At 70.2% G+C, this 20,309-nt stretch carries 21 protein-coding genes and 1 pseudogene; 17 read left to right on the forward strand and 5 right to left on the reverse strand.

What is annotated here, in order from left to right:
- Positions 1–16: 16 nt before the first annotated feature.
- The 3 genes from ACFPZI_RS05015 to ACFPZI_RS05025 all read left to right on the forward strand — a co-directional run bounded on the left by ACFPZI_RS05015 (position 17) and on the right by ACFPZI_RS05025 (position 1,584).
- Complete coding sequence (locus ACFPZI_RS05015; protein ID WP_381358707.1) at positions 17–598, forward strand: DUF3592 domain-containing protein; 582 nt, start codon at positions 17–19, stop codon at positions 596–598.
- A gap of 61 nt (positions 599–659) precedes the next feature.
- A complete protein-coding gene (locus ACFPZI_RS05020) occupies positions 660–1,241 on the forward strand; it encodes a DUF3592 domain-containing protein (RefSeq protein ID WP_381358709.1) in 582 nt (193 codons plus the stop codon).
- A 40-nt stretch (positions 1,242–1,281) separates the two neighbouring features.
- Positions 1,282–1,584: a hypothetical protein gene (locus ACFPZI_RS05025; protein WP_381358711.1), complete on the forward strand. Its 303-nt coding sequence runs from the start codon at positions 1,282–1,284 to the stop codon at positions 1,582–1,584.
- Positions 1,585–1,915: 331 nt separating this feature from the next.
- Here the strand turns inward: ACFPZI_RS05025 and ACFPZI_RS05030 are convergent, their stop codons facing one another.
- From ACFPZI_RS05030 to ACFPZI_RS05040, 3 genes are all read right to left on the reverse strand, one after another.
- Complete coding sequence (locus tag ACFPZI_RS05030) at positions 1,916–2,956, reverse strand: hypothetical protein (protein ID WP_381358713.1); 1,041 nt, start codon at positions 2,954–2,956, stop codon at positions 1,916–1,918.
- A 41-nt stretch (positions 2,957–2,997) separates the two neighbouring features.
- Positions 2,998–3,669 (reverse strand): hypothetical protein, encoded by a 672-nt coding sequence (locus tag ACFPZI_RS05035; protein WP_381358716.1) that lies wholly within the window; start codon positions 3,667–3,669, stop codon positions 2,998–3,000.
- A 192-nt stretch (positions 3,670–3,861) separates the two neighbouring features.
- Positions 3,862–4,596, reverse strand: a complete 735-nt coding sequence (locus ACFPZI_RS05040; protein WP_381358718.1) for a hypothetical protein — start codon at positions 4,594–4,596, stop codon at positions 3,862–3,864.
- Between the two features lie 505 nt (positions 4,597–5,101).
- Here ACFPZI_RS05040 and ACFPZI_RS05045 point away from each other — a divergent pair.
- The 14 genes and pseudogenes from ACFPZI_RS05045 to ACFPZI_RS05110 all read left to right on the forward strand — a co-directional run bounded on the left by ACFPZI_RS05045 (position 5,102) and on the right by ACFPZI_RS05110 (position 19,146).
- Positions 5,102–5,830, forward strand: a complete 729-nt coding sequence (locus tag ACFPZI_RS05045) for a hypothetical protein (protein ID WP_381358721.1) — start codon at positions 5,102–5,104, stop codon at positions 5,828–5,830.
- A gap of 17 nt (positions 5,831–5,847) precedes the next feature.
- A pseudogene (locus ACFPZI_RS05050) lies at positions 5,848–6,684 on the forward strand (hypothetical protein); the annotation flags it as partial.
- Positions 6,685–6,872: 188 nt separating this feature from the next.
- Positions 6,873–8,180 carry a CpaF family protein gene (locus ACFPZI_RS05055; RefSeq protein WP_381358724.1) on the forward strand — a complete coding sequence of 436 codons (1,308 nt, stop codon included), beginning with the start codon at positions 6,873–6,875 and terminating at the stop codon, positions 8,178–8,180.
- Positions 8,181–8,232: 52 nt separating this feature from the next.
- A complete protein-coding gene (locus ACFPZI_RS05060) occupies positions 8,233–9,243 on the forward strand; it encodes a type II secretion system F family protein (protein WP_381359498.1) in 1,011 nt (336 codons plus the stop codon).
- 14 nt (positions 9,244–9,257) lie between these two features.
- The gene (locus ACFPZI_RS05065) at positions 9,258–10,166 is read left to right on the forward strand and encodes a type II secretion system F family protein (RefSeq protein ID WP_381359501.1); all 909 of its coding nucleotides are present in this window, start codon (positions 9,258–9,260) and stop codon (positions 10,164–10,166) included.
- A 121-nt stretch (positions 10,167–10,287) separates the two neighbouring features.
- Complete coding sequence (locus ACFPZI_RS05070) at positions 10,288–10,539, forward strand: hypothetical protein (RefSeq protein ID WP_055594189.1); 252 nt, start codon at positions 10,288–10,290, stop codon at positions 10,537–10,539.
- A gap of 52 nt (positions 10,540–10,591) precedes the next feature.
- On the forward strand, positions 10,592–11,041 hold the full coding sequence (locus tag ACFPZI_RS05075) for a TadE family protein (RefSeq protein WP_381358727.1): 450 nt from the start codon (positions 10,592–10,594) through the stop codon (positions 11,039–11,041).
- Entirely contained in the window at positions 11,042–11,509 is a 468-nt protein-coding gene (locus ACFPZI_RS05080) for a TadE/TadG family type IV pilus assembly protein (RefSeq protein WP_381358730.1), read from the forward strand.
- Positions 11,506–11,967 (forward strand): Tad domain-containing protein, encoded by a 462-nt coding sequence (locus tag ACFPZI_RS05085; protein ID WP_381358732.1) that lies wholly within the window; start codon positions 11,506–11,508, stop codon positions 11,965–11,967. The genes ACFPZI_RS05080 and ACFPZI_RS05085 overlap by 4 nt, the downstream gene beginning before the upstream one ends.
- A gap of 379 nt (positions 11,968–12,346) precedes the next feature.
- Positions 12,347–15,349, forward strand: a complete 3,003-nt coding sequence (locus ACFPZI_RS05090; RefSeq protein WP_381358735.1) for a BTAD domain-containing putative transcriptional regulator — start codon at positions 12,347–12,349, stop codon at positions 15,347–15,349.
- Complete coding sequence (locus tag ACFPZI_RS05095) at positions 15,346–16,155, forward strand: prepilin peptidase (RefSeq protein ID WP_381358737.1); 810 nt, start codon at positions 15,346–15,348, stop codon at positions 16,153–16,155. Before ACFPZI_RS05090 ends, ACFPZI_RS05095 begins: the two co-directional genes overlap by 4 nt.
- Before the next feature lie 304 nt (positions 16,156–16,459).
- Positions 16,460–17,659, forward strand: a complete 1,200-nt coding sequence (gene mqnC, locus ACFPZI_RS05100; RefSeq protein ID WP_381358740.1) for a cyclic dehypoxanthinyl futalosine synthase — start codon at positions 16,460–16,462, stop codon at positions 17,657–17,659.
- Between the two features lie 7 nt (positions 17,660–17,666).
- Positions 17,667–18,383, forward strand: a complete 717-nt coding sequence (locus ACFPZI_RS05105; RefSeq protein WP_381358742.1) for an imidazolonepropionase-like domain-containing protein — start codon at positions 17,667–17,669, stop codon at positions 18,381–18,383.
- A 67-nt stretch (positions 18,384–18,450) separates the two neighbouring features.
- Positions 18,451–19,146, forward strand: coding sequence for a demethylmenaquinone methyltransferase (locus tag ACFPZI_RS05110; RefSeq protein WP_381358745.1), 696 nt, complete (start codon positions 18,451–18,453; stop codon positions 19,144–19,146).
- 100 nt (positions 19,147–19,246) lie between these two features.
- Here the strand turns inward: ACFPZI_RS05110 and ACFPZI_RS05115 are convergent, their stop codons facing one another.
- Together ACFPZI_RS05115 and ACFPZI_RS05120 are read right to left on the reverse strand one after the other, a co-directional pair.
- Positions 19,247–19,615: a PASTA domain-containing protein gene (locus tag ACFPZI_RS05115; protein WP_381358747.1), complete on the reverse strand. Its 369-nt coding sequence runs from the start codon at positions 19,613–19,615 to the stop codon at positions 19,247–19,249.
- Positions 19,616–19,763: 148 nt separating this feature from the next.
- Entirely contained in the window at positions 19,764–20,270 is a 507-nt protein-coding gene (locus ACFPZI_RS05120; protein ID WP_381358750.1) for a GNAT family N-acetyltransferase, read from the reverse strand.
- Between the last annotated feature and the right edge of the window lie 39 nt (positions 20,271–20,309).

Here is a 20,309-nt window from a genome sequence, read left to right on the forward strand (position 1 = left end):
GCAGGGGTCAAATTTCATGGGAAAGAAGAAAAAAAGGTCACGGGTGGGCTGGACGTCGCCACCGAAGTCTGCTGAGCAGGTTTCTTCTGAGGCGGAGTCGCGCAGGCGGCACTTGCAGTTGAAGCAGCCTCCTGTGCCGAAGCGGCGAGTGATTCTGGGGGTGTTCGCGCTGTCCCTGGTGATCGGCGGAATGTTCCTCTCTCTCTTGCTCCCGTCGGAGTCGCTGGTGAGCGACTTGCGTTCTCGTGGGATTTCCGTCTGGGCGGAGGTCACAGCCTCGCCGAGGGACAAATACGGCAACCCGGGAAATATTAAGGTCAAGTTCGATGGGCCCGGGGGTGAGATGGAGACGTCACTCTATGACTGGGGTGGCATGCGTCCGGAGGGGTTGGTTCCGGGCGGCTTGGTGTCTGTGACGTATGACCCTCGGGATCCCGCGCGAGTGCTGACGACGGCTTGGGTGAAGAGTCCGCCAATGATGACGATGCCGCTGTTGGTCGGGCTGTTGGGGTTCCTTTTCTTCTTGGCCGGCACGGTTTTCATCACGATACGGCGACGTGTTTTGCTGAAAAGAAGAGAACAGATCGCGGCGAGTTGACTGTATTCTGTCGAACTCAAGGGAGCGGTAAGGGTTCTGATATTCGTAGGGATCGAATTTCATGGGAAAGAAGAAAAGGAGGTCGCGGGGAGACTGGACGCCGCCGCCGAAGTCTGCTGAGCAGGTTGCTTTTGAGGCGGATTCGCGCAGGCGGCACTTGCAGTTGAGGCAGCCTCCTGTGCCGAAGCGGCGAGTGATTCTGGGGGTGTTCGCGATGGCGCTGATGACCGGCGGGATTTTCCTCGGTTTCTTGCTGCCGTCGGAGTCGCTGGTGAGCGACTTGCGTTCTCGCGGCGTTTCCGTCTGGGCGGAGGTCACGGCTTCGCCGAGGGATAAATATGGAAATCCGGGAAATATTAAGGTCAAGTTCGATGGGCCCGAGGGTGAGATGGAGACGTCACTCTATGACTGGGGTGGCATGCGTCCGGAGGGGTTGGTTCCCGGTGGCTTGGTGTCTGTGACGTATGACCCTCGTGATCCCGCGCGAGTGCTGACGACGGCTTGGGCGAAGAATCCGCCAATGATGACGATGCCGATGCTGGTCGTGCTGTTGGCGTTCTTTTTCTCCTTGATCTGCTCCATTGCCGGTGTGATACGGCGACGTGTTTTGCTCAAGAGGAGAGAGCAGATTGCGGCGAGTTGACTTTATTCTGTCGAACTCAAGAGAACAGTAGGGGGCGTTTGTGGCAGATCCCGAGCCCAAGGTGGACAATCCGAGGAAGGCGGATCTGGAGAAGCTCCGCCGTGATCTGGCCAAAGAGGTCGAGCACCTCAGAAAGGCGCTGAAGGGACCGACCGAGGACATCGGCGGCGACAAGGTGTGGGTGGGGAAGAACGCTCGCGCCTGGCACCGGGAACTGCAGGGCCGTCACAAGAAGTTGGGCGAGCAGGTCGACAAGCTGCTCCCCCTGGTCGACGCGGCCATCCGGAACGAGCCCGAGAAGGTGACGGCGGCGGAGGCCCGTTCGTACCGCAACAGCACCTGACACCGGAGTTCCGGTGCGGGTTTCTGCCGGTGGGCGGGGGCGACCGCCGGGCGGCCGTCCCGGCGGTAGGGAGGCCCCGGGTCCTGGAGCGTGGACGGCAGGGCAACGCAGGTCAGGTGCGCAGGCGGCAGCCGTGGCTGTCCATAGGGCCTTGAAGGCGTTCTGCCACGTTCGCGGCGACGTTCCCCGACGGCAGGTGGGCCGACGCCGAGTTCGCCAGGTGGGCGAAGGCATGCTCGACGATCGCGTGCGCGCGGTGACACCGCTCTGCTGCGACGATCGGGAACAACGGGACAATCCCATACCACTGCGGGCGTGTGCTTGCGTTCCTTCAGCGGTTGACGGCCTGGATCTCCTGGACGGTGACCGCCTGTTCGTCACCGAAGGTCCCGTCGGGCAGGTCGCCGCCGGCGCCGCCGGTGCCGGTCCAGGCGATCTCCCAGGTGATGGTGGCCCGGAGGGCGTAGGTCCCGTCGCCGGAGGAGCGGAGGTACTCGATTCCGCAGGGCGGGGTCTGGTCGGCCTTGCCCTTGGCGTAGGGCTCGCCGATGGAACCGTCGGCGTTGAAGGTGCATTCGCCGGAGGCCGGGTAGGGCTCGGCGTCCTCGGTGCCCGGCTCCAGTTTCAGGGACACCGGCTTGGCGGTCGTCGTGGCCTGGACGGCGAAGCCGGGGACGTTGAGGGCCGCCGTGGCCCGGACCTCGTCGAAGACGGCTCTGTCGAGCCAGGCCCAGGTCGGCAGGTTCACCTTCGTGGTCTCCTCGGGGGCGAGGCTCACCTCGGTGTCGGGAAGCTGCATGTGCTGGTAGGCGAGGGCGGCGAGTATCTCCGGGGTGATGGCCTCCTCGTACCGGGGTGGCGGGGCCTCGCCGTTGTCGACCCAGAAGGGGAGGGCGGTGCAGGAACTCCGCTTGAGTACGTCAGGCTCGTTGGGATTCTCGACACCGGCCCAGAACATTCCCTCGCCGTCCTTCTCGACGTTGTAGTCCTTGTAGCCGGGGTTGTCGGTCCATCCGTACTCGTCCTCGTAGTGGCGCTTCGTCTCGCCGATCGCCGCGCCTGCGTGCCCGGTCATGCCGGGTGCGCTCGCGGCGTTCTCGATGTCCTTGGACATCTTCTTCTTGAAGTCCTCGGCACCGAGGTAGGGGGCGTACCAGCAGGGTGGTGGAGTCCAGTTGACGTCGGAGGACGTCACGTTTCCCGTGCCGCCGCCCTTGGCGACGGATCCGGAGTACGTAATCCGGGCGGCGGCGTAGATGCCGGTGTCGTTGCTTCCGCCCTTTTGTTCCGTGCTACCGCCCTTGCCGGTATCCACCGGCTCCGCCGCGGCGTTGGGAGCCGCGAGGACGAGTGTGCTGGTTGCGAGGACCAAGACGGCAGCGCCGCTTCTGAGGAACTTACGCGGTGGTCCACTCACTGACACTTCTCGGCCTCCGTCTCGACGAACACCTGGGACGCCTGCCACAAGCTTTCGCTTGTGGGGTACTTGACCATGATGACCTTGTAGTGGTTGAAGTCCTTGGGGCTGGGGTCGGACTTCAGTACCTTCCCTGTTTTGATCTCCTTCCCGAGGAACTTTCCGGTATCCGCGCAGAATGCGACTTCCACGGATGTGCCATTCGGGGCGGATCGTGTGGTGGCGTCATAGTGACGACGGGTGCCGGTGGCGGTCCAGCCGCCCTTGATCCATTCGTTGATCTGTGTCTCCGCGTAGTGGAGTCCCTCGCCGGTGGCGTAGGCGATCACGGCAGCCTCTTTGGTCGTGCGCTTGTCGACGCCTCGGTAGATGGCCCGGAAGAAGTTGGCCGTGTCGTCCATCGCCGCCGCCTCGTTCTCGTTCTTCGGCTTCTCCCAGTCGAAGACCAGGTTCATGTCCTTGGGAAGCGACACGTCCACGCCGTCCGGCTTGTCCTCTGCCGGTGATCCCGAGGGCTCCGCCGACTTCTTCGGCTTCTCCGCGCCGTGGTCGGCCCCAGCGATCTTGTCAGCGGCCTTGCCGTTGTCGTCCCCGCTCCCGCACGCGGTCAGCAGTAGGGCCGCGGTTGCGGCAAACGTGGCAGCGGCGGACAGTGTGCGGCGCTTCACAGTGGCTCCCCGTGAGACAGATGTGTGGTTACGAGCAACGACGGTATCGGTGAGCTTCCCGGTTTCGCCACAGCGAACTTCGCGGAGGTCCTGGTCAATTGCGTACCTGGCGGACCCATGTGACGCGCTGTGTCTCACCCGTGTCCGGTAGCGGGAGCTTGCACGGGAGAGTTGCTCACGGACGGTCTCAGCTCAGTTCAGCTTCGCGTTCTGGGCCTTCACCACCGCTGGTTCCAGCTTCGCGTCGCTCGGGCTGCTGTTGGCGATGGCGAGGCCGTCGACGGAGAAGATGACGGCGAGGACGTCGTCGTTGCGTACGGCCTGGGTGTGCAGGGTGTGGGTCGCGCCGCGGAAGGTCAGCTTCGACGCGAAGGCCAGGGTCTCGTCGCCGGTCTCCTCCGCCGGATCCTCGGCCGTGACCGAGTCGTACGCGCTCGTGCCGTCTGCCTTCGCGGTGAAACCGGAGCCGCAGGCGGCCACCGCCTTCTCCAGGCCGGCCAGCGCCGTCTTCGCGCCGCCGGACGCGTAGGTGGTGAGCGTGATGTAGGTGTACGCGTCGTTGAGTCCGCTCTCCTTGTTCGACAGTACCCGTGTCAGGTCGGCCTTCGGTTCGCCCAGGGGGAGTTGGTTCATTGCGTACGCCAGTGGGGCGCAGGCCGGTTTGTCCACCGTGACGTCGTCCTGGGACTTGGCGAAGACGAAGTCGTCGGAGGGCGGCTCCACGTCGTATCCGGAGACGTCCGCGTCGGCGACCATGAGCTTGGCGAGCTGCTGGTCGGGCGTGAGCTCCTTCGCCCGGGATGCGGACGGCGAACTCTCCGGCTTGGCAACCGTGGCGTCGGGTTCGGGGCTGGAGCAGGCCGTCAGCACGGAGGTCAGTGCCAGGGCGGCTGCGGAGGCGGCGGCCAGGGGCGCTGTGCGCTTCATCGGAGGGGCTCCTCGGGCTTGCGGAGTTCGTGGGGGTGCAGGTGGAGCGTCGGCCGCCGAGTGGGTGGGCCGGACCGTCGATCATGGCATGGCCCGGTACGGGGCCTCGTGAGCGATTCGTGCAGACCTCATGGGTGGGGCGTGTTGAACCGGGTTGCTGTGGTGGGCACTTGGACGTCTCGTCGGTTCGCTCTCGCACAGGCGGCGACCTGCTCGTTCACGCATTCCTCAACGGGAGTGTTCCAGTTCGCGGTTGAGGCTGTAGTTGCAGAAGAACAGCAGCGTTCCCTGTGGTTCCTGTGACGTTGGGTGTGCCTTGAGGGGCTGATGTGCGACTGGTACGGTGCCATGGCTTGACACTCGCCTCGGCGCTGGGTATCGGCCAAGGTCGAGCCGGTAAGTCCGGCCGCGTCCCGCATGTCTGTGCGCGAGTGGACGTGGAGGAAGTGCCCCGATTTCCGGGGTGCTTGGCAGACATCATCTTGGGTGTACGGGGAGCGGTTGCGTGAAGATCCAGGAGCGTACGGGGGCGGGCGCGGGGCGTTCCGCGGCTCAGCCGTCGGTCGGTGACCGGCTTCCCGCTCCGCCTCGCGAGCGCAAACCCGCGTTGGCCGCGCTCGCGGTGCTGCTGATCCTCGTGGGCGCGCTCGGTGCCACGATGCTGGTGCTCCAGGTGGGGGACCGGATCGAGGTCGTGAAGGTCACCGAGGAGATTCCGGCGGGGCAGGCTGTCACGGACAGTAACGTGACGTCGGTACTCGTCGTCGAGGATCCCGGGATTCACTACATCGAGTGGACCCAGCTGGCCGCGCTGAAGAAGCTCAAGGCCGTCAGCAACATCCCGAAGAACGTGGTCGCCGTAGGCGAGATGTTCGGGGAGGGGGCCAAGGTTCCGGAGGGCAAGGCCGTCGTCGGCCTGTCCCTCAAGGAAGGGCGGTACCCGGCCGGGATCAAGGGCGGCGACACCGTTGCCGCGTACCGCGTCGGCAGCAGGGGATCGAGTTCCGGGAGCGATGCCGACGAGGACGGCGGCTCCGCGGCCGGCAACAGCGGTTCCGTGATCGTCGAGCAGGCTCGTGTGGACTTCGTGCCCAAGCAGGAGGGCGGCGACGGCAGCATTGTCAGCAGCGCCAATCTGCCCGTGACGCTGGTCGTCGACAGTGCCCAGGCCGCCGCACTCGCCCAGGCCGCCTCCAACGGCGAGGTGGCTCTCGTCCTCGTTCCTGGCAACTAGAAGGCGGCGCTTCGCTCATGGCCCTGATCGCTCTCGCCGCCGACAAGGGTTCCCCCGGCGTCACCACCGCGGCCGTCGCTCTCGCGGCGGTCTGGCCGCGGCGTGTGCTGCTCGCCGAGACCGACCCGGCGGGCGGTGACCTCGTCTACCGCAGCGCCGCCGCCCACGGCGGTCCGCTCAACCCCAACACCGGCATGCTGTCCATCGCCGCCACCGCGCGGCGCGGGCTCGTGCCCGACCAACTGTGGGACCACGTCCAGCCGTTGAGCGGCGGTCTCGAAGTACTCGTCGGACTCGGCAACTCCGAGCAGGCCGCCGGCCTCGCCGGGCTGTGGCCGACCCTCGGGCGCGCCTTCGCCTCCCTCGCCGACTCCCCGCACGCGGCCGCCGACGTCATCGCCGACTGCGGGCGGATCAGCGGCGACACGCCGGCGGCCGAGCTGTTCCCGCACGCCTCCCTCGTCCTGCTCGTCTCGCGTACCGAACCGGAGGCGCTCGCCCGGGTCCGGGACCGTGCCGCCGCCCTGGCAGGCAAGCTGAACGGCGGATCGCGCGTCGCCGGGCCGGGCAGCCCGATGGTCGGTGTCGTCCTGATCGCCGACACCGGCAGTGCGGCCAAGCTCGCCTCGCAGGTCAACGACATGCTCGTGCACGCCCAGACCGGCGCCCGCGTGGTCGGCACCCTCGCCGACGACCCGGCCGGCGCCGAGCAGCTGGCGGGCCGCAGGCGGGGCCGGCTCGACAAGTCGCTGCTGATCCGCACCGCCCGCAAGGTGACCGCCGACCTGTACCAGCAGTACGGCGCCGCCTGGGCTGCCTCCGCTCACGCCGCGCAGTCCCATCAGCCTCAGCACCCGCAGCAGTCCCAGCGCCAGTCCCAGTCCCAGCCCCAGCAGCAGGGCCAGTACGCACCGTCGGCCCAGCAGTACCAGCCCGGTCAGCCCGGTCAGCCCGGTCAGCCCGGTCAGCCGGGTCAGCAGGCCGCCCCGCAGGGAAGCCCGCAGGGCGGCCGGCCGTCCGACGGCCGTGCCGGAGCCGGACGATGACCGCCGTCGACCATCAACTGGTCAAGCGGTTCCGCCAGGACGCCGGCGACCGCATCTCCGAACAGCGCCGCCTCGACCAGGTCAACGGCGTCACGCCGATGTCCACCGAGGACGAGCGCCAGTTCGCGCGGGCCGTCATAGCCCAGATCCTCGAGGAGCAGGCCCGCTCCGAGATCAACGCGGGCCGTACGCCGCTGGACGCCGAGACCGAGGAGCAGTACGCGGCCGCCGTGCACGCCGCGCTGTTCGGCGTCGGGCGGCTCCAGCCGCTGCTCGACGACCCCGAGGTCGAGAACATCGACATCAACGGCTGCGACCAGGTGTTCGTCGGCTATGCGGACGGCCACGAGGTGCAGGGCGAGCCCGTCGCCGAGACCGACGAGGAGCTCATCGAGCTCATCCAGGTACTCGGCGCGTACTCCGGCCTCTCCTCCCGGCCCTTCGACTCCGCGAACCCGCAGCTCGACCTGCGGCTGCCGGACGGTTCCCGGCTCTCCGCCGTCATGGATGTGACGAGGCGCCCCGCGCTGTCCATCCGACGGGCCCGTATGGGCAAGGTGTTCATCTCCGACATGGTCGGAAACGGCACGCTCGCACCCGAGTTGGGGCACTTCCTGGCCTGTGCGGTGCGGGCCCGCAAGAACATCATGATCGCGGGTGCCACGAACGCCGGTAAGACGACACTGCTGCGCGCTCTCGCCAACGAGATTCCGCCGCACGAACGTCTCATCACCGTCGAACGCGCCCTGGAGCTCGGCCTCGACTCCTTCCCCGAACTTCACCCGAACGTCGTGGCGTTCGAGGAGCGCCTGCCCAACTCCGAGGGGCAGGGCACCATTTCCATGGCCGAGCTGGTGCGCCGGTCGCTGCGTATGAACCCTTCGCGGGTCATCGTCGGTGAGGTGCTCGGCGACGAGATCGTGACGATGCTGAACGCGATGTCGCAGGGCAACGACGGTTCGCTGTCCACGATTCACGCCAACAGCTCCAGCGAGGTCTTCAACCGTATTTCGACGTACGCCCTGCAGGCGACGGAGCGACTGCCCATCGAGGCCAGCCAGATGCTGATCGCGGGCGCGGTGAACTTCGTCGTCTTCATCGAGCAGCGCAACGAGTTCCAGAACGGCGGCCGGCTCCAGCGCATGGTCACCTCCGTCCGCGAGGTCAACGGCGTCGACGGACGCGTCCTGTCCAGCGAGGTGTTCGCCCAGTCGCCCGACGGCCGGGTCCTGCCGCACGCCCCCATCGCCTGCCTGGAGGAACTGATGGCCTACGGCTACCGGCCCAGCGGAACGTGGGGGTGACCCGGTGACCCGTACGACCACGGACCTCGCCGCGACTGCCTCGCTCGGCTCGATGGGCAGCCTGTTCTCCACCACGGTCCTGTACGCGCTCGGGTGCGGCGTCGCCGTCGGCGGCGGCCTCGCGCTGCTCGTCGTCGCCGTGCGCGGACTGCCCGCCAAGCCGGAGCACGAGAAGCAGAAGTCGAGCCGACGCGCCGCCGAGCTGGTCCGGTTCGCGGGGCAGCGTGGTTCCCTCGCCGCGATCGTCGGACTCGCCGTGCTGCTGCTGACCCGCTGGACCGTCGCCGGTGTCGCCGCCGCCGTCCTCGTCTTCTTCTGGGACCGCCTCTTCGGCGGAGCCGCGGAGGAGCGGGCCGCCATGCGGCGCGTGGAGGCCCTGGCCTCCTGGACGGAGTCGCTGCGTGACACCATCGCCGGCGCGGTGGGACTGGAGCAGGCCATCCCGGCGTCGGCACGGGCGGCCGCGCCCGTCCTGCGTCCCCATCTCGACGCGCTCGTCGACCGGTTGCGCTCCCGGACCCCGCTGCCCGAGGCGCTCCAGCATCTCGCCGACGAGATCGACGACGCCTCCGCCGACATCATCGTCGCCGCGCTCATCCTCAACGCCAAGCTGCGCGGCCCCGGTCTGCGGCAGGTGCTGGGCGCACTGGCCAAGTCGGCGCGCGAAGAGGTCGACATGCGGCAGCGCGTCATGGCCCAACGGGCCTCCACCCGGCGGTCGGTGCAGATCGTCGTCGCGGTCACGATCGCGTTCGTCCTCGGACTGGCCATCTTCAACCGGGAATTCGTCGAGCCGTACGGAACGGCCGTGGGGCAACTCGTACTCGCCTGTGTCTGTGGGTTGTTCGCGCTCGGCTTCTGGTGGTTGCGCAAGCTGTCCACCATCGAGACACCCGAACGCTTCCTGGTGCGCGACGAGTCGGCGGTCCAGTTCGTACGGCCCCGCACTCCGGGGGCGGCGACCGCCACGGCGCAGCAGCGGACGGAGCAGGGGAACGCGCCGTCGCTGCGGCTCCCGCACCAGCAGGGCAGGGACCAGCAGGGCAGGGGGGGACGACGGTGAACGACGAACTGACGATGCCGGTGGTCGTCGGCGCGGTCCTCGGTCTGGGCGTCTACGTCCTGGTCCGGGCCCTGATGCCGACCAAGCGCAGCGCGGTCGCCCAGGTCGCCCGGATCGACGCGATGCGGGCGCGGGGCGCGGCGTACGAGTCGGCCCGCACGCAGAAGGACACCGGACGGTTCGCGTCACTGCGCGGCGAAGTGGGCGCGCGCATCGCCGAGTTCTATCTCCAGCAGGGCTGGGAACAGCGTTCGCTGCGCGCCGATCTGGCCGTACTGGAACGCGGCTGGGAGAAGTTCCTGGCGACGAAGGTGCTGCTGGCGGCGGGGGGCCTGTTCTTCGGGCCGTTCCTCTTCGCGATCGTCTGGACGCTCGGCTTCAGTCGCAGCCCGATCGTCCCGGTCTGGCTGGCCCTGCTCTGTGCGGTCGTCTTCTTCTTCCTGCCCGACCTGGAGGTACGCCGGGACGCCGCCGAGAAGCGGCGCGACCTGCGTCGGGTCATCGGCGCCTACCTGGACCTGGTATCGATGAGCCTGGCCGGCGGACGCGGTCTCCCCGAGGCGCTGATGGCGGCGGCCGAGGTGTCCGACGGCTGGGCGACGCAGCGCATCCGCAACGCCCTCGCCGACGCCCGGATCACCGGTATCAGCCAGTGGCAGGCGCTCGGGCAGCTCGGTGAGGAGCTGGGCGTCGAGGAGCTGAAGGACCTCTCCGCCTCCCTCGCCCTGGTCGCGGACGACGGCGCCAAGGTCCGCGAGTCCCTCGCCTCCCGCGCGGAGACCATGCGCCACCGCGAACTCTCCGAGATCGAGGGCAGCGCGGGCGAGAAGTCCCAGTCGATGCTCGTGGCGCAGCTGCTGCTGTGCGCGGGGTTCCTCGTGTTCCTGATCTTCCCGGCGGCGATGCGGGTGTTCCAGGTGTGAGAACCGTGAACGGAAGGACGTGGCGCTGTGAACCATGGGCCACCCATCGCCCCTTGCGAACCGACAGCCGTGAACCGTACGTCAGAGCATCTGTGAACCGAACACGAGAGGACGAAGCGTCATGAACGGACGTACCTTCCACACCGGCATCCCCGCCGTCGACTTCCTGGTCACCTTCATGCGGGCCCGTGTGGAGCGTGCCCGCTCCGGCGAACTGGACCGCGGTGCCTCCGCGGTGGAGTGGGTCATCATCTCGGCGGTCGTCGTGGCGATCGTCGGCGTGGTCGCCGCCATCATCAACGCCGCGCTGAGCGAGGGCGCCAACAAGGTCGGCGACTGCATCAAGGGCGCGAACGCGGGCAGCACCTGCTGAGCGTACGTACGCCGAGGTCGAGGACAGGACTGGAACGGGACTGGGACGGGGAATGCCGGTGCGCGTACGTCGCTGGGTACGCCGACGGGTGGAGGCCGCCTCCGCCCGCGGCGACTCCGGCATGACCGCGATCGAGTTCGTGCTGCTCACGCCCGTCCTGTTCTTCATGATCTTCGCGACGGTGCAGTTCGCGCTGTACTTCTTCGCGGACCACGTCGCCCAGGCGGCGGCGCAGGCGGGCGCGCGCAAGGCGCGGGCGACGGCGGACGCCCAGCCGGGCGGCTGGCAGGGGGAGGCGCGGGACGTGGTGGACAGCTACATCCGGCAACTGGGACCGCAGCTGGTGCTGTCGCCGGACGTGAGGATGCTCCAGCCGGAGCAGGACACGGTGGGCGTGGAGATCACGGCCCGCATCCCGACGGTGTTCCCGGGCTTCGACCTGACGGTGCACGCCCGGTCGGCGGGCCCGGTGGAGCGGTTCGTGGAAGAGGGGGAGAACTAGATGGACGCCCCCCTTCGGCCGGAGCACCGGGGACCGGTGGACGGGGACGGCCAGGGCCCGTCCCGCCGGATACCTGTGGACGACCGCGGCCTGTCCACCATCGAGGTGGTGATCCTCGCCCCGGTGATGATCCTGTTCATCCTGGTGCTGGTGGCGTTCGGCCAGCTGGCCAGCGGTCGCGGTGCGCTGGACGGCGCCGCCCGGGACGCGGCACGCGCGGGCTCCATCCAGAAGGACCATGGACGGGCGATGGCCGAAGCACGCCAGGCGGCGGAGGCGAACCTCGCGGACATCTGCTCGGGCCCGGTGAGCGTCGTGCAGACCAGCCAGGGCTTCGAACCGGACACCCTCTTCACGGTCGAGGTGAGCTGCGAGGTGCGCGGGCTGGCCACCCTGGGCCTGAACATTCCGACGACCCTGTCCGCGACCTTCAGTTCACCGCTGGATCCGTACCGGAGGACGGCGTGAGAGCACGTGTGCGTACGTGGCTGACGTATCGCGGGCCGGGATTCGACGACCGCGGCTCGGGTGCCGGCGCGGTCATCGTCTTCGCGCTGGTCTTCATCTCCCTCGCGGCCTTCGTCATCGACGGCGGCCTCTCCATCTCCCAGCGCGAGCGCGCCGCCGACATCGCCGAACAGGCTGCCCGCTACGCCGCCCAGGACATCGACCGCGAGGCCCTGTACGAGAACGTGGACGAGCCCGCGCCCATCAACTACGAGAACTGCGACGCCCGGGTGAAGGCCTTCGCCCGCGAGATGGACATGTCCGGCGCGGACGTCGCCGGTACGCACTGCGTGGCGGCCAGTGCCCAAGGCGTGCAGGTGCAGGTCCAGTTGACGTACTCGCCCGTCTTCACCGGCGTGTTCTACGGCGGTGACGTGGTGGTGCGCGGCCAGGCGGTGGCGGAGAACGAGGTCGGCTGACGCGAAAGGGCCGGCGGCGCTGCGCGTGCGCTGGTCGGCCGGCGTGCACCGACCTGGTGCAGCTCGAGGTCTGGGCGCAGCGGGCGGTGCACGCCGAGACGGCGGAGGACCTGTTCCGCTGACGGGTCCCGCGTGGTTGCCGGCACCGCCGTTCCTGAGCGGTGCCGGCATACGACGTCGGGGACTTGGGTGCGTTCAGAGTTGTGCGGGAAGTGTGGCGTGGTGGGTGCGAAGGTGGCCTTCGACGGGGGAGGCGCGAGTCAATAGGATCTCTGTGGTTCTGTAGCTCCCTTTCGCTCGGTAGTTCAGACCGACCCGCCTCTCGCCGTCGCTTCTGCTCCTTCCTCCTCCCACACCCACACGACCCGGGACACCCGCCATGCCACGACGCCGTAGTTCAAGCTCGTCCAGCGCGACGGGAGACCGCAGCGGGGGTTCCGCCGTGACTCCGCGGAACCGGACGCCTCAGCCCGTGCGGATACGAAGGCGGACCTTCGGGGACTTCGTCAAGGCGTTCTTCGCCTTCGTGGCGTTGCTCGTGCTGGTGGTGGGGGTTCCGGCCGCACTCGCGATGGCGGCGGGCCGGCCGTTGCCGAGCACGTTCGAGCCGATGGAGTGGCTCAAGGCGGACGTCTCCGTCAAGACCTTCCAGAGCATCCTGGTGTTCTTCGTCTGGCTCGCCTGGGCCCAGTTCACCGCCTGCGTGCTCGTAGAGATGAAGGCCGCGCTGTCCGGGGTCGGCGTGCCCGGGCGGGTGCCCGGGGCCGGACCCAGTCAGCTGCTCGCGCGTCAACTCGTGGCCGCGCTGCTGCTCGTCGGTGCCGCCACGGCGAGTTTCACGCCGGGGCTCTCGCAGTTGGGGCAGGGCGTCGAGGGGAACCAGCAGGCTACGGCCGCCACCGCCCAGCAGACGCCGGGGCTCTTCGCGCAGCAGCAGGAGCAGGCCGCCGGGGCCGCCGCCGCCCTCGCCGAGCAGGCGTCCCACGCCGCCGCACAGGCCGAGGCGGGTGGCGGCACCGCCCAGCAGGACGACACGAAGTTCTACCGGATCCAGCCGCCCGAGGGGCGTCACCACGACTCCCTCTGGGAGGTGGCCGAGCGGCACCTCGGGGACGGGCGCCGGTACAAGGAGATCTTCGCCCTCAACAAGGACCGCACCCAGCCGGACGGTTCCAAGCTCTCCGAGGCCAGTCTCATCCGGCCCGGCTGGATCATGGAGATGCCCGGCGACGCGCGCGGCGGCGACCTGGTCGAGATGCCCGACGAGGCACCCGAGGTCTCGCCCGAGGCGCAGCAGCAGATCCACGACTACGCCCGGACCGGGGAGCACGCGCAAGGGAGCGGGGGAGCCGGAGCCCGGGGTGGCGGCAGCGACGCCCACGTCTCCCTTCCCGAACAGCGGCCCGCGCCCGCCCCGGCGAACCCGGCTCCCGCTCCTGCCCCCGCCCCCAGCGCTGGGCAGGAGCACGTCACCCCTGCCGCCGAGGCCGGGCACTCCTTCGGCCTGCCCGAAGCCCTGCTCGCCGCGCCCCTCCTCGCCGCCGGCCTCCTCGGCGCCCTCGGGCGCCGGCGTCGGCAGGCGCTGTGGCAGTCGGCGTTCGGGGGGATCGGGGGGCGGCGCGGGATGGAGCCGCCCACGCCGCACGGCGACGCCCAGGACGTCCAGGACGCGCTGCTCGTCGGCGCCGACCCCGAAGGCGTACGGCTGCTCGACCGGTCCCTGCGCGGGCTCGCCGCCTCCCTCGCCGCCGAGTCGCGCGCCCTGCCGACCGTGTACGCGGCCTGGCTCAGCGCCGGCGACCTGCACCTCCAGCTAGCCCAGCCGGCCGGCAAGCCCCCGGCGCCGTGGCGGCTCGGGCAGGACCAGACGTTCTGGATGCTGGCCAAGGACGACGCCGGGCAGTACGAGGACGCCGACACCGCCGCCCCCTACCCCGGTCTGGTCAGTCTCGGCACCATGGACGACTCGCGGCTGCTGCTCAACCTGGAGTCCGTCCCCGGCATCGTCTCGCTGAGCGGCAGCGAGGCCGACCGGGCCGCCGTGTTCGCCTCCGTCGCCGCCGAACTGGCGACCAACGGATGGTCGGACCGTATGACCATCACCCTTGTCGGGTTCGGCGAGGACCTGACCCCGCTCGCCCCCAACCGGCTCCGCCACCTCGACGACATCGAGGCACTCCTCGAGACCATGGAGGCGGAGACCCGGCAGCGGCGGGGCGCGCTGGGCGCCGCCGGGCACGACTCCGTCCTCACCGGACGTACCGGCCCGGCCCAGCACACCCGTTGGGCCCCGCAGCTCGTCCTGCTCGCCGCCGAGCCGTCCGCCGAGGACGCCGTCAAGCTCGCCGAACTCGCCGCCGACGCGAGCCGCCTCGGCATCGGCTACCTCGTCGGCACCGGAAGCGGCGATCTGCCGGGCGCCGCCTGGGAGATGGAGATCACCGGCGAGGGCAAGCTGCTCGCGCCCCTGCTCGGCCTCGAACTCGACGCGCAGCTCCTGCCCGCCGCCCAGCAGCGGGCGGTCGTCGAACTCTTCGTGGAGGCCGACCCGGACCGCGGACCCGACGGGCCGGTCAACACCCCGCCGTTCCTCGTCGACATCAGTGAGCAGGGCCGGCCGGCCGTGTACGCGCGTCTCGTCGGGCCGTACGAGATCATCGGCCTCGACACCCCGGACGGGGAGCGCAGCCCCCTGCTCCACGAGGCGCTCGCCCTGCTGCTCCTGCACCGTGAGGGCGTGCACCCGCGCGTGCTGTCCTCCGCGCTGTGGCCGCGCGGTGTCACCGACGACGTGCGCGAGGCGCTCCTCGACCGGCTGCGCGCCTGGCTCGGCACCGACGCCGACGGCACCCCCCGCCTCGGCACCGACAGCACCGGCCGGCTCACCCTCGCCAAGTCCGTCGTCTCCGACCTGGACGTGCTGCGGTCGCTGTACCACGAGGCGACCCAGGGCAAGGGCGTCGACAGCCGGGCCGTCCGCGGACGGCTGCTCACCGACGCGCTGGTGCTGGTGCGGGGACCGCTGTTCGCCGACCGGCCCGAGGGCCGCTACCGCTGGCTCACCCACGAGATCGTCGACGCCCAGCTTCCGCTGCTCGTCGCCGACACCGGTCTCGCCCTCTCCGAGTTCCACATGGAGAAGGGCCGCGCGGAGAAGGCCATCGAGGCGCTCGACGCGGCCCTGCGCACCGCCCCGGTCGACGAGCGGCTGTGGAACGAGTTGCTGCGCGCCACCCACGCCCTCGACGACCCCTCCCGGCTCACCGCCCTCGCCACCGACCTCATCGGCCGCGGCGGCGCCCGCGGGCTGCCGCCGCGCACCGAGGCACTGCTCGACGAACTGCTGCCGACCTGGCGCGACGCGGTCGCGGCCGCGGGATGAGTGATCTGCCGGTGCCGTCGGTCGCGGTCGTCGTCCTGGTCGCCGTGCTGTGGGGTGCGGTGGCGGGTGCGCTGCTGCCCCGCGCGGTGTACCGGTTCGCCGTCCCGGCGGGGGAGGCGTGGCGCGCCCAGTGCCCCGAGGGGCATCCGCTGCGCGGGTGGCTCGGACGGGCCCGGTGCGGACAGTGCGTCCGGTGCGGACAGGGTGCCCGGCGCGAGGAGGGCGTCCCGCGCGGAGACGGAGAGAGGGCTGCCGGGACGTCGTACGGCACCGGGCCCGCCGTCCCCGCAGCCGTCACCGCGCTCGTGTGCGCCGTCCTCGCCGCCGCCACCGGGACCCGCCCCGAGCTGGCCGTCTGGCTGCTGCTCGCGCCCGTCGGGGTGCTGCTGGCGGTCGTCGACTTCCGGGTCCAGCGGCTGCCCGACCCGCTCACCCTCCCCTTCGCCGCGGCCGCCCTCGCCCTGCTCGGCATCGTCGCCCTCCTCCCCGAGCACGCGGGCACCTGGACGACCGCCCTGCTGGGCGCCCTGGCGCTCGGCGCCGGCTACTTCGTCCTGTTCCTCATCAACCCGGCCGGCATGGGCTTCGGCGACGTGAAGCTCGCCCTCGGCGCGGGGGCCGTCCTCGGCTGGTACGGCTGGCCCACCGCGATGCTCGGCACCTTCGCCGGGTTCCTGTTCGGGGCGCTGTACGGCGGTGCCCTCGTCGTCGCGCGGCGGGCGGGGCGCGGGACTGCCCTCCCGTTCGGGCCGTTCCTGATCGCCGGGGTGTTCGCCGGGTTGCTGATCGGCGCGTATACGGCGTGACGCATCCGGCGTCACCGACCGGGTGCGTACCCCCTCCGAGGCGTACCCCCTCCGACAGTGCCCGGCCCACCGCGTGCCCGGTCCGACGGGTGCCCGGCCCGCCGCGTGACGCACATTCGGCAGCGGTGTGACGCACTCCGGCCGTCGTGTGACGCATTCCGGCCGCCGCCGGCGCGTACACGATGTGACGGTTGGGCAGGTGCGACGGGGCGCCCATCGGCCTGACGTCGGGCGTCGTGGGCCGCTGGCGTAGGCTGGTTCAGCCCGTCCACAACCCTTACGAACCTTACGAAAGGGACGCCCGGTGACCGAGAAGGCCGACCTTCAGCCCATCCTCGACCGTGCCGCCGCCGGTGGGCGGATCACCCCCGAAGAGGCGCTCGACCTCTACCGCGACGCCCCGCTGCACGCGCTGGGCGCCGCCGCCGACGCCGTACGCAGGCGGAAGTACGCCGGCACCGAGCACATCGCCACGTACATCATCGAGCGCAACATCAACTACACGAACGTGTGCGTCACGGCGTGCAGATTCTGCGCCTTCTATGCCGCGCCCAAGGACACCGCCAAGGGCTGGACCCGCGACCTCGACGACATCCTGCGCCGCTGCGCGGAGACGATCGAGCTGGGCGGCACGCAGATCATGTTCCAGGGCGGCCACCACCCGGACTACGGCGTCGAGTACTACGAGAAGCACTTCGCCGCCATCAAGAAGGAGTTTCCGCAGCTCGTCATCCACAGCCTGGGGGCGAGCGAGGTCGAGCACATGGCCCGGATCTCGAAGGTGTCGGTCGAGGAGGCCATCACCCGGATCCACCAGGCCGGGCTCGACTCCTTCGCCGGGGCCGGTGCCGAGCTGCTGCCCGAACGCCCGCGCAAGGCCATCGCGCCGCTGAAGGAGTCCGGCGAGCGCTGGCTGGAGATCATGGAGATCGCGCACGGGCTGGGCGTCGAGTCGACGTCCACCATGCTGATGGGCACCGGCGAGACCAACGCCGAGCGCATCGAGCACCTGCGCATGATCCGGGACGTGCAGGACCGCACCGGCGGCTTCCGTGCCTTCATCCCGTACACCTACCAGCCCGAGAACAACCACCTGAAGGGCCGGACGCAGGCCACCCTCTTCGAGTACCTGCGGATGATCGCCATCGCCCGCGTCTTCCTCGACAACGTGGCCCACATCCAGGGCTCGTGGCTGACCACCGGCAAGGAGGTCGGCCAGCTCTCCCTGCACTACGGCGCCGACGACCTCGGCTCGATCATGCTGGAGGAGAACGTCGTGTCGTCGGCCGGCGCCAAGCACCGCTCCAACCGGCTGGAGATCATCGACCTCATCCGCCGCGCCGGACGGGTACCCGCCCAGCGGTCGACCACGTACGAGCACCTCGTCGTGCACGACGACCCGGCCGACGACCCCGTCGACGACCGCGTGGCCTCCCACATCTCCTCCACGGCGATCGAGGGCGGCACGGCCCACCCGGAGCTGAAGCTCCTGGCCTCCAACTAGGTTTCGTATGCCGACACTTCACGCCGCCGACCTGTTGATCACGGGGGACGGGCGGCCGTCGGTGCCGCAGGGTGCGGCACTCGTCGACGGGCGGACGGTCGCGGCCGTCGGCCCGTACGGCGAACTGGCGGCCGCACATCCCACGGCCCGGGTACGACGCTGGCCGGGACTGCTCGCCCCCGGGCTCCTGAACCCGTACGGGCCCGAACTGCTGGAGCACGCCTACCATCCAGACCCGCGCGAGGCCGACGAACTGGGTACCGAACCACTCGTCGGCGCGGCGCTCGCGGCGCTGGCGATGACCGACGCCCGCTGGGGCGCGAGCGCGCGGCGCGGGGTGCAGCGGATGCTGGCGCACGGGACCGTCGCCGTCGCCGGGGAACTGCGCCGGCCCGCCGTGGTGGACGCGGTGCGCCGGGCCGGGCTGAGCGTGCAGCCGAGGCCGGCCGGAGTCGCTGTCGGAGCTGCCGGAAGAGCCGCTGCGGGGGTACGTTCCGGGGCCGTTCCGGAAGGGCCGGCGGCTCCTGACGGTGGGCCGGGCCTCGATCCGCTGGCCGGCGGCCGGGGTCTGACGGAGGCGCTTGTGGCCCCGTTCCCGAGCCCGGGTGCGGCGGCGACGTTCGCCGTGTTCGACGTCCCCGACGAGGCCGCGCTGAGCGAACGGGGAGCCGTCACGTGCGTGGCGACGGTCCTGAGCGGACGGCTGGTGCACCGGCGCCGGTAGACCGGCCTGCCGCCGGCACCCCGGGGGCTCCGGGGCCGCGGCGGGGCCGTCCTGCCACAATGGGCCCGTGACCCGCGCATCCTTGAACAAGCAGCCGCACGAAGTCGCCTCGATGTTCGACCACGTCGCGGAACGGTACGACCTGACCAACGACGTGCTGTCGCTCGGTCAGGACCGGATCTGGCGCAAGGAGGTGGCGAAGGCGGTCGACGCGCGCCCCGCGGAGAAGGTCCTGGACCTGGCGGCCGGTACGGGGACGTCCTCGCTGCCCTTCGCGCAGGCCGGTGCCTACGTCGTCCCCTGCGATTTCTCCCTCGGCATGCTCCAGGTCGGCAAGCAGCGCCGGAACTGGCTGCCGTACACCGCCGGCGACGCGACCCGGCTGCCCTTCAAGGACGACGTCTTCGACGCCGTCACCATCTCCTTCGGGCTCCGCAACGTCCAGGACACGGACGCGGCGCTGCGTGAGATGCACCGGGTGACCCGGCCCGGCGGACGCATCCTCATCTGCGAGTTCTCCCACCCCACCTGGACGCCGTTCCGCACCGTGTACACCGAGTACCTGATGCGCGCCCTGCCGCCGGTGGCCCGCACGGTGTCGTCCAACCCCGACGCGTACGTCTACCTCGCCGAGTCCATCCGGGACTGGCCCGACCAGCCCGCCCTGGCCGAGCGGCTGCAGGGCGCCGGCTGGACGAAGGTGGCCTGGCGCAACCTCACGGGCGGCGTGGTCGCGCTGCACCGGGGCTCCAAGGCGAGCTGAGGCGAGGCGGGCCGGGCCCGGGGAAGGCCGGGGCCGGCCAGGGAGGGCCGGGGAAGGCAGCCCTGACCGGTCGGGACGAGCCGGGGAAGGCCCTGACCGGTCAGGGCGGGCCGAGGATCGCCGTCGCCGCGCGGGAGGCGGCCGCGCCGGGGGCGCCGGATTCGTCCAGCTCCCGCCGGAGGCCGCCGCCGGGCGGTACGGGCCCGCGCGGCTCGCGCACGCCTCCTCCGCCGTCCCCCTCATCGAAGTCGAACCACACGTGCACCAGGGAGTCCCGCGGCACCTCGGCACCGGGCTGCGGATACTGGCGTACGACGTACTCGACGACGGTCAGATGGAAGTCCGGCCGGTCCGGCGCCTCGAGATGCAGGCCACGCGCACGGGCCGACTCGCGCGCGTCCACGGCCATCAGGCCGACCATGCGCGGAACGCGCACCTCGGGTGTCCTGTCGAGTGTCCTGGGTGTCATATGCACGGACGTCACCCCCCAGCGGTACCGGCAGAGTAGACGCGGCCACGCGCCGACAGGAAGCACCGCGTGGCTATCTGTGACAATTGATTACAGGGTGTAGCGGAAGTGATGGCTCATGCTTCCGCTCGCACTTGTGCGTCCGCTTTCACAGGGTCAGCCGGTAACAATGCCCCTCCCGGCGCGAGGCCGGGATCGTGAACGTCTCGGCGAGGCGCATCCCGAGCCGCCGGGTGACGGCCGTCGAGCGGGTGTTGCGGGCGTCGACCATCGCGACCACGTCCCGCACGCCGGTGGCGCGCACCCGTTCCAGCGTCTGGTGCGCCGCGGCGGTGGCGTACCCCTTGCCCCAGTGCTCCCGGCCGAGGCGCCAGCCGATCTCGATCTCGCCCGTCGGACCCCAGTCCCGCTCCCAGGGCTGGGCGCCCGTGAAACCGATGACGCGGTCCGCCCCGTCGACCATGGTCCACAGGCAGAAGCCGAGTTCGGCGTCGTGCCGCCGCTGGCGGGCGGTGAGCTCCTCGTAGACCGACAACTCCGCGGCCCTGCCGCCGTGGAATTCCATGACGTCCGGGTCGGCGAAGGTCCGGTGCCAGGTGAAGGCGTCCTCGTGAGTGGGTACGCGGAGCCGTACAGCGGGCAGAGCTCGGTTCATGAGGCGGCCCTTCAGTCGGGTGATCAATCCTGCTGCATA

This window comes from Streptomyces chlorus (genome assembly GCF_042655885.1).
In the GTDB taxonomy this organism is placed as follows: domain Bacteria; phylum Actinomycetota; class Actinomycetes; order Streptomycetales; family Streptomycetaceae; genus Streptomyces; species Streptomyces chlorus.

What these genes read in the sequence shown, in the direction of transcription:
- ACFPZI_RS05015 (WP_381358707.1), top strand. Translation starts at nt 17, where the DNA reads ATGGGAAAGAAGAAAAAAAGGTCACGGGTGGGCTGGACGTCGCCACCG.
- ACFPZI_RS05020 (WP_381358709.1), top strand. Translation starts at nt 660, where the DNA reads ATGGGAAAGAAGAAAAGGAGGTCGCGGGGAGACTGGACGCCGCCGCCG.
- ACFPZI_RS05040 (WP_381358718.1), bottom strand. Translation starts at nt 4,596, where the DNA reads ATGAAGCGCACAGCGCCCCTGGCCGCCGCCTCCGCAGCCGCCCTGGCA.
- ACFPZI_RS05055 (WP_381358724.1), top strand. Translation starts at nt 6,873, where the DNA reads ATGACCGCCGTCGACCATCAACTGGTCAAGCGGTTCCGCCAGGACGCC.
- ACFPZI_RS05060 (WP_381359498.1), top strand. Translation starts at nt 8,233, where the DNA reads ATGGGCAGCCTGTTCTCCACCACGGTCCTGTACGCGCTCGGGTGCGGC.
- ACFPZI_RS05065 (WP_381359501.1), top strand. Translation starts at nt 9,258, where the DNA reads ATGCCGGTGGTCGTCGGCGCGGTCCTCGGTCTGGGCGTCTACGTCCTG.
- ACFPZI_RS05070 (WP_055594189.1), top strand. Translation starts at nt 10,288, where the DNA reads ATGAACGGACGTACCTTCCACACCGGCATCCCCGCCGTCGACTTCCTG.
- ACFPZI_RS05075 (WP_381358727.1), top strand. Translation starts at nt 10,592, where the DNA reads ATGCCGGTGCGCGTACGTCGCTGGGTACGCCGACGGGTGGAGGCCGCC.
- ACFPZI_RS05080 (WP_381358730.1), top strand. Translation starts at nt 11,042, where the DNA reads ATGGACGCCCCCCTTCGGCCGGAGCACCGGGGACCGGTGGACGGGGAC.
- ACFPZI_RS05090 (WP_381358735.1), top strand. Translation starts at nt 12,347, where the DNA reads ATGCCACGACGCCGTAGTTCAAGCTCGTCCAGCGCGACGGGAGACCGC.
- ACFPZI_RS05095 (WP_381358737.1), top strand. Translation starts at nt 15,346, where the DNA reads ATGAGTGATCTGCCGGTGCCGTCGGTCGCGGTCGTCGTCCTGGTCGCC.
- ACFPZI_RS05105 (WP_381358742.1), top strand. Translation starts at nt 17,667, where the DNA reads ATGCCGACACTTCACGCCGCCGACCTGTTGATCACGGGGGACGGGCGG.
- ACFPZI_RS05115 (WP_381358747.1), bottom strand. Translation starts at nt 19,615, where the DNA reads ATGACACCCAGGACACTCGACAGGACACCCGAGGTGCGCGTTCCGCGC.
- ACFPZI_RS05120 (WP_381358750.1), bottom strand. Translation starts at nt 20,270, where the DNA reads ATGAACCGAGCTCTGCCCGCTGTACGGCTCCGCGTACCCACTCACGAG.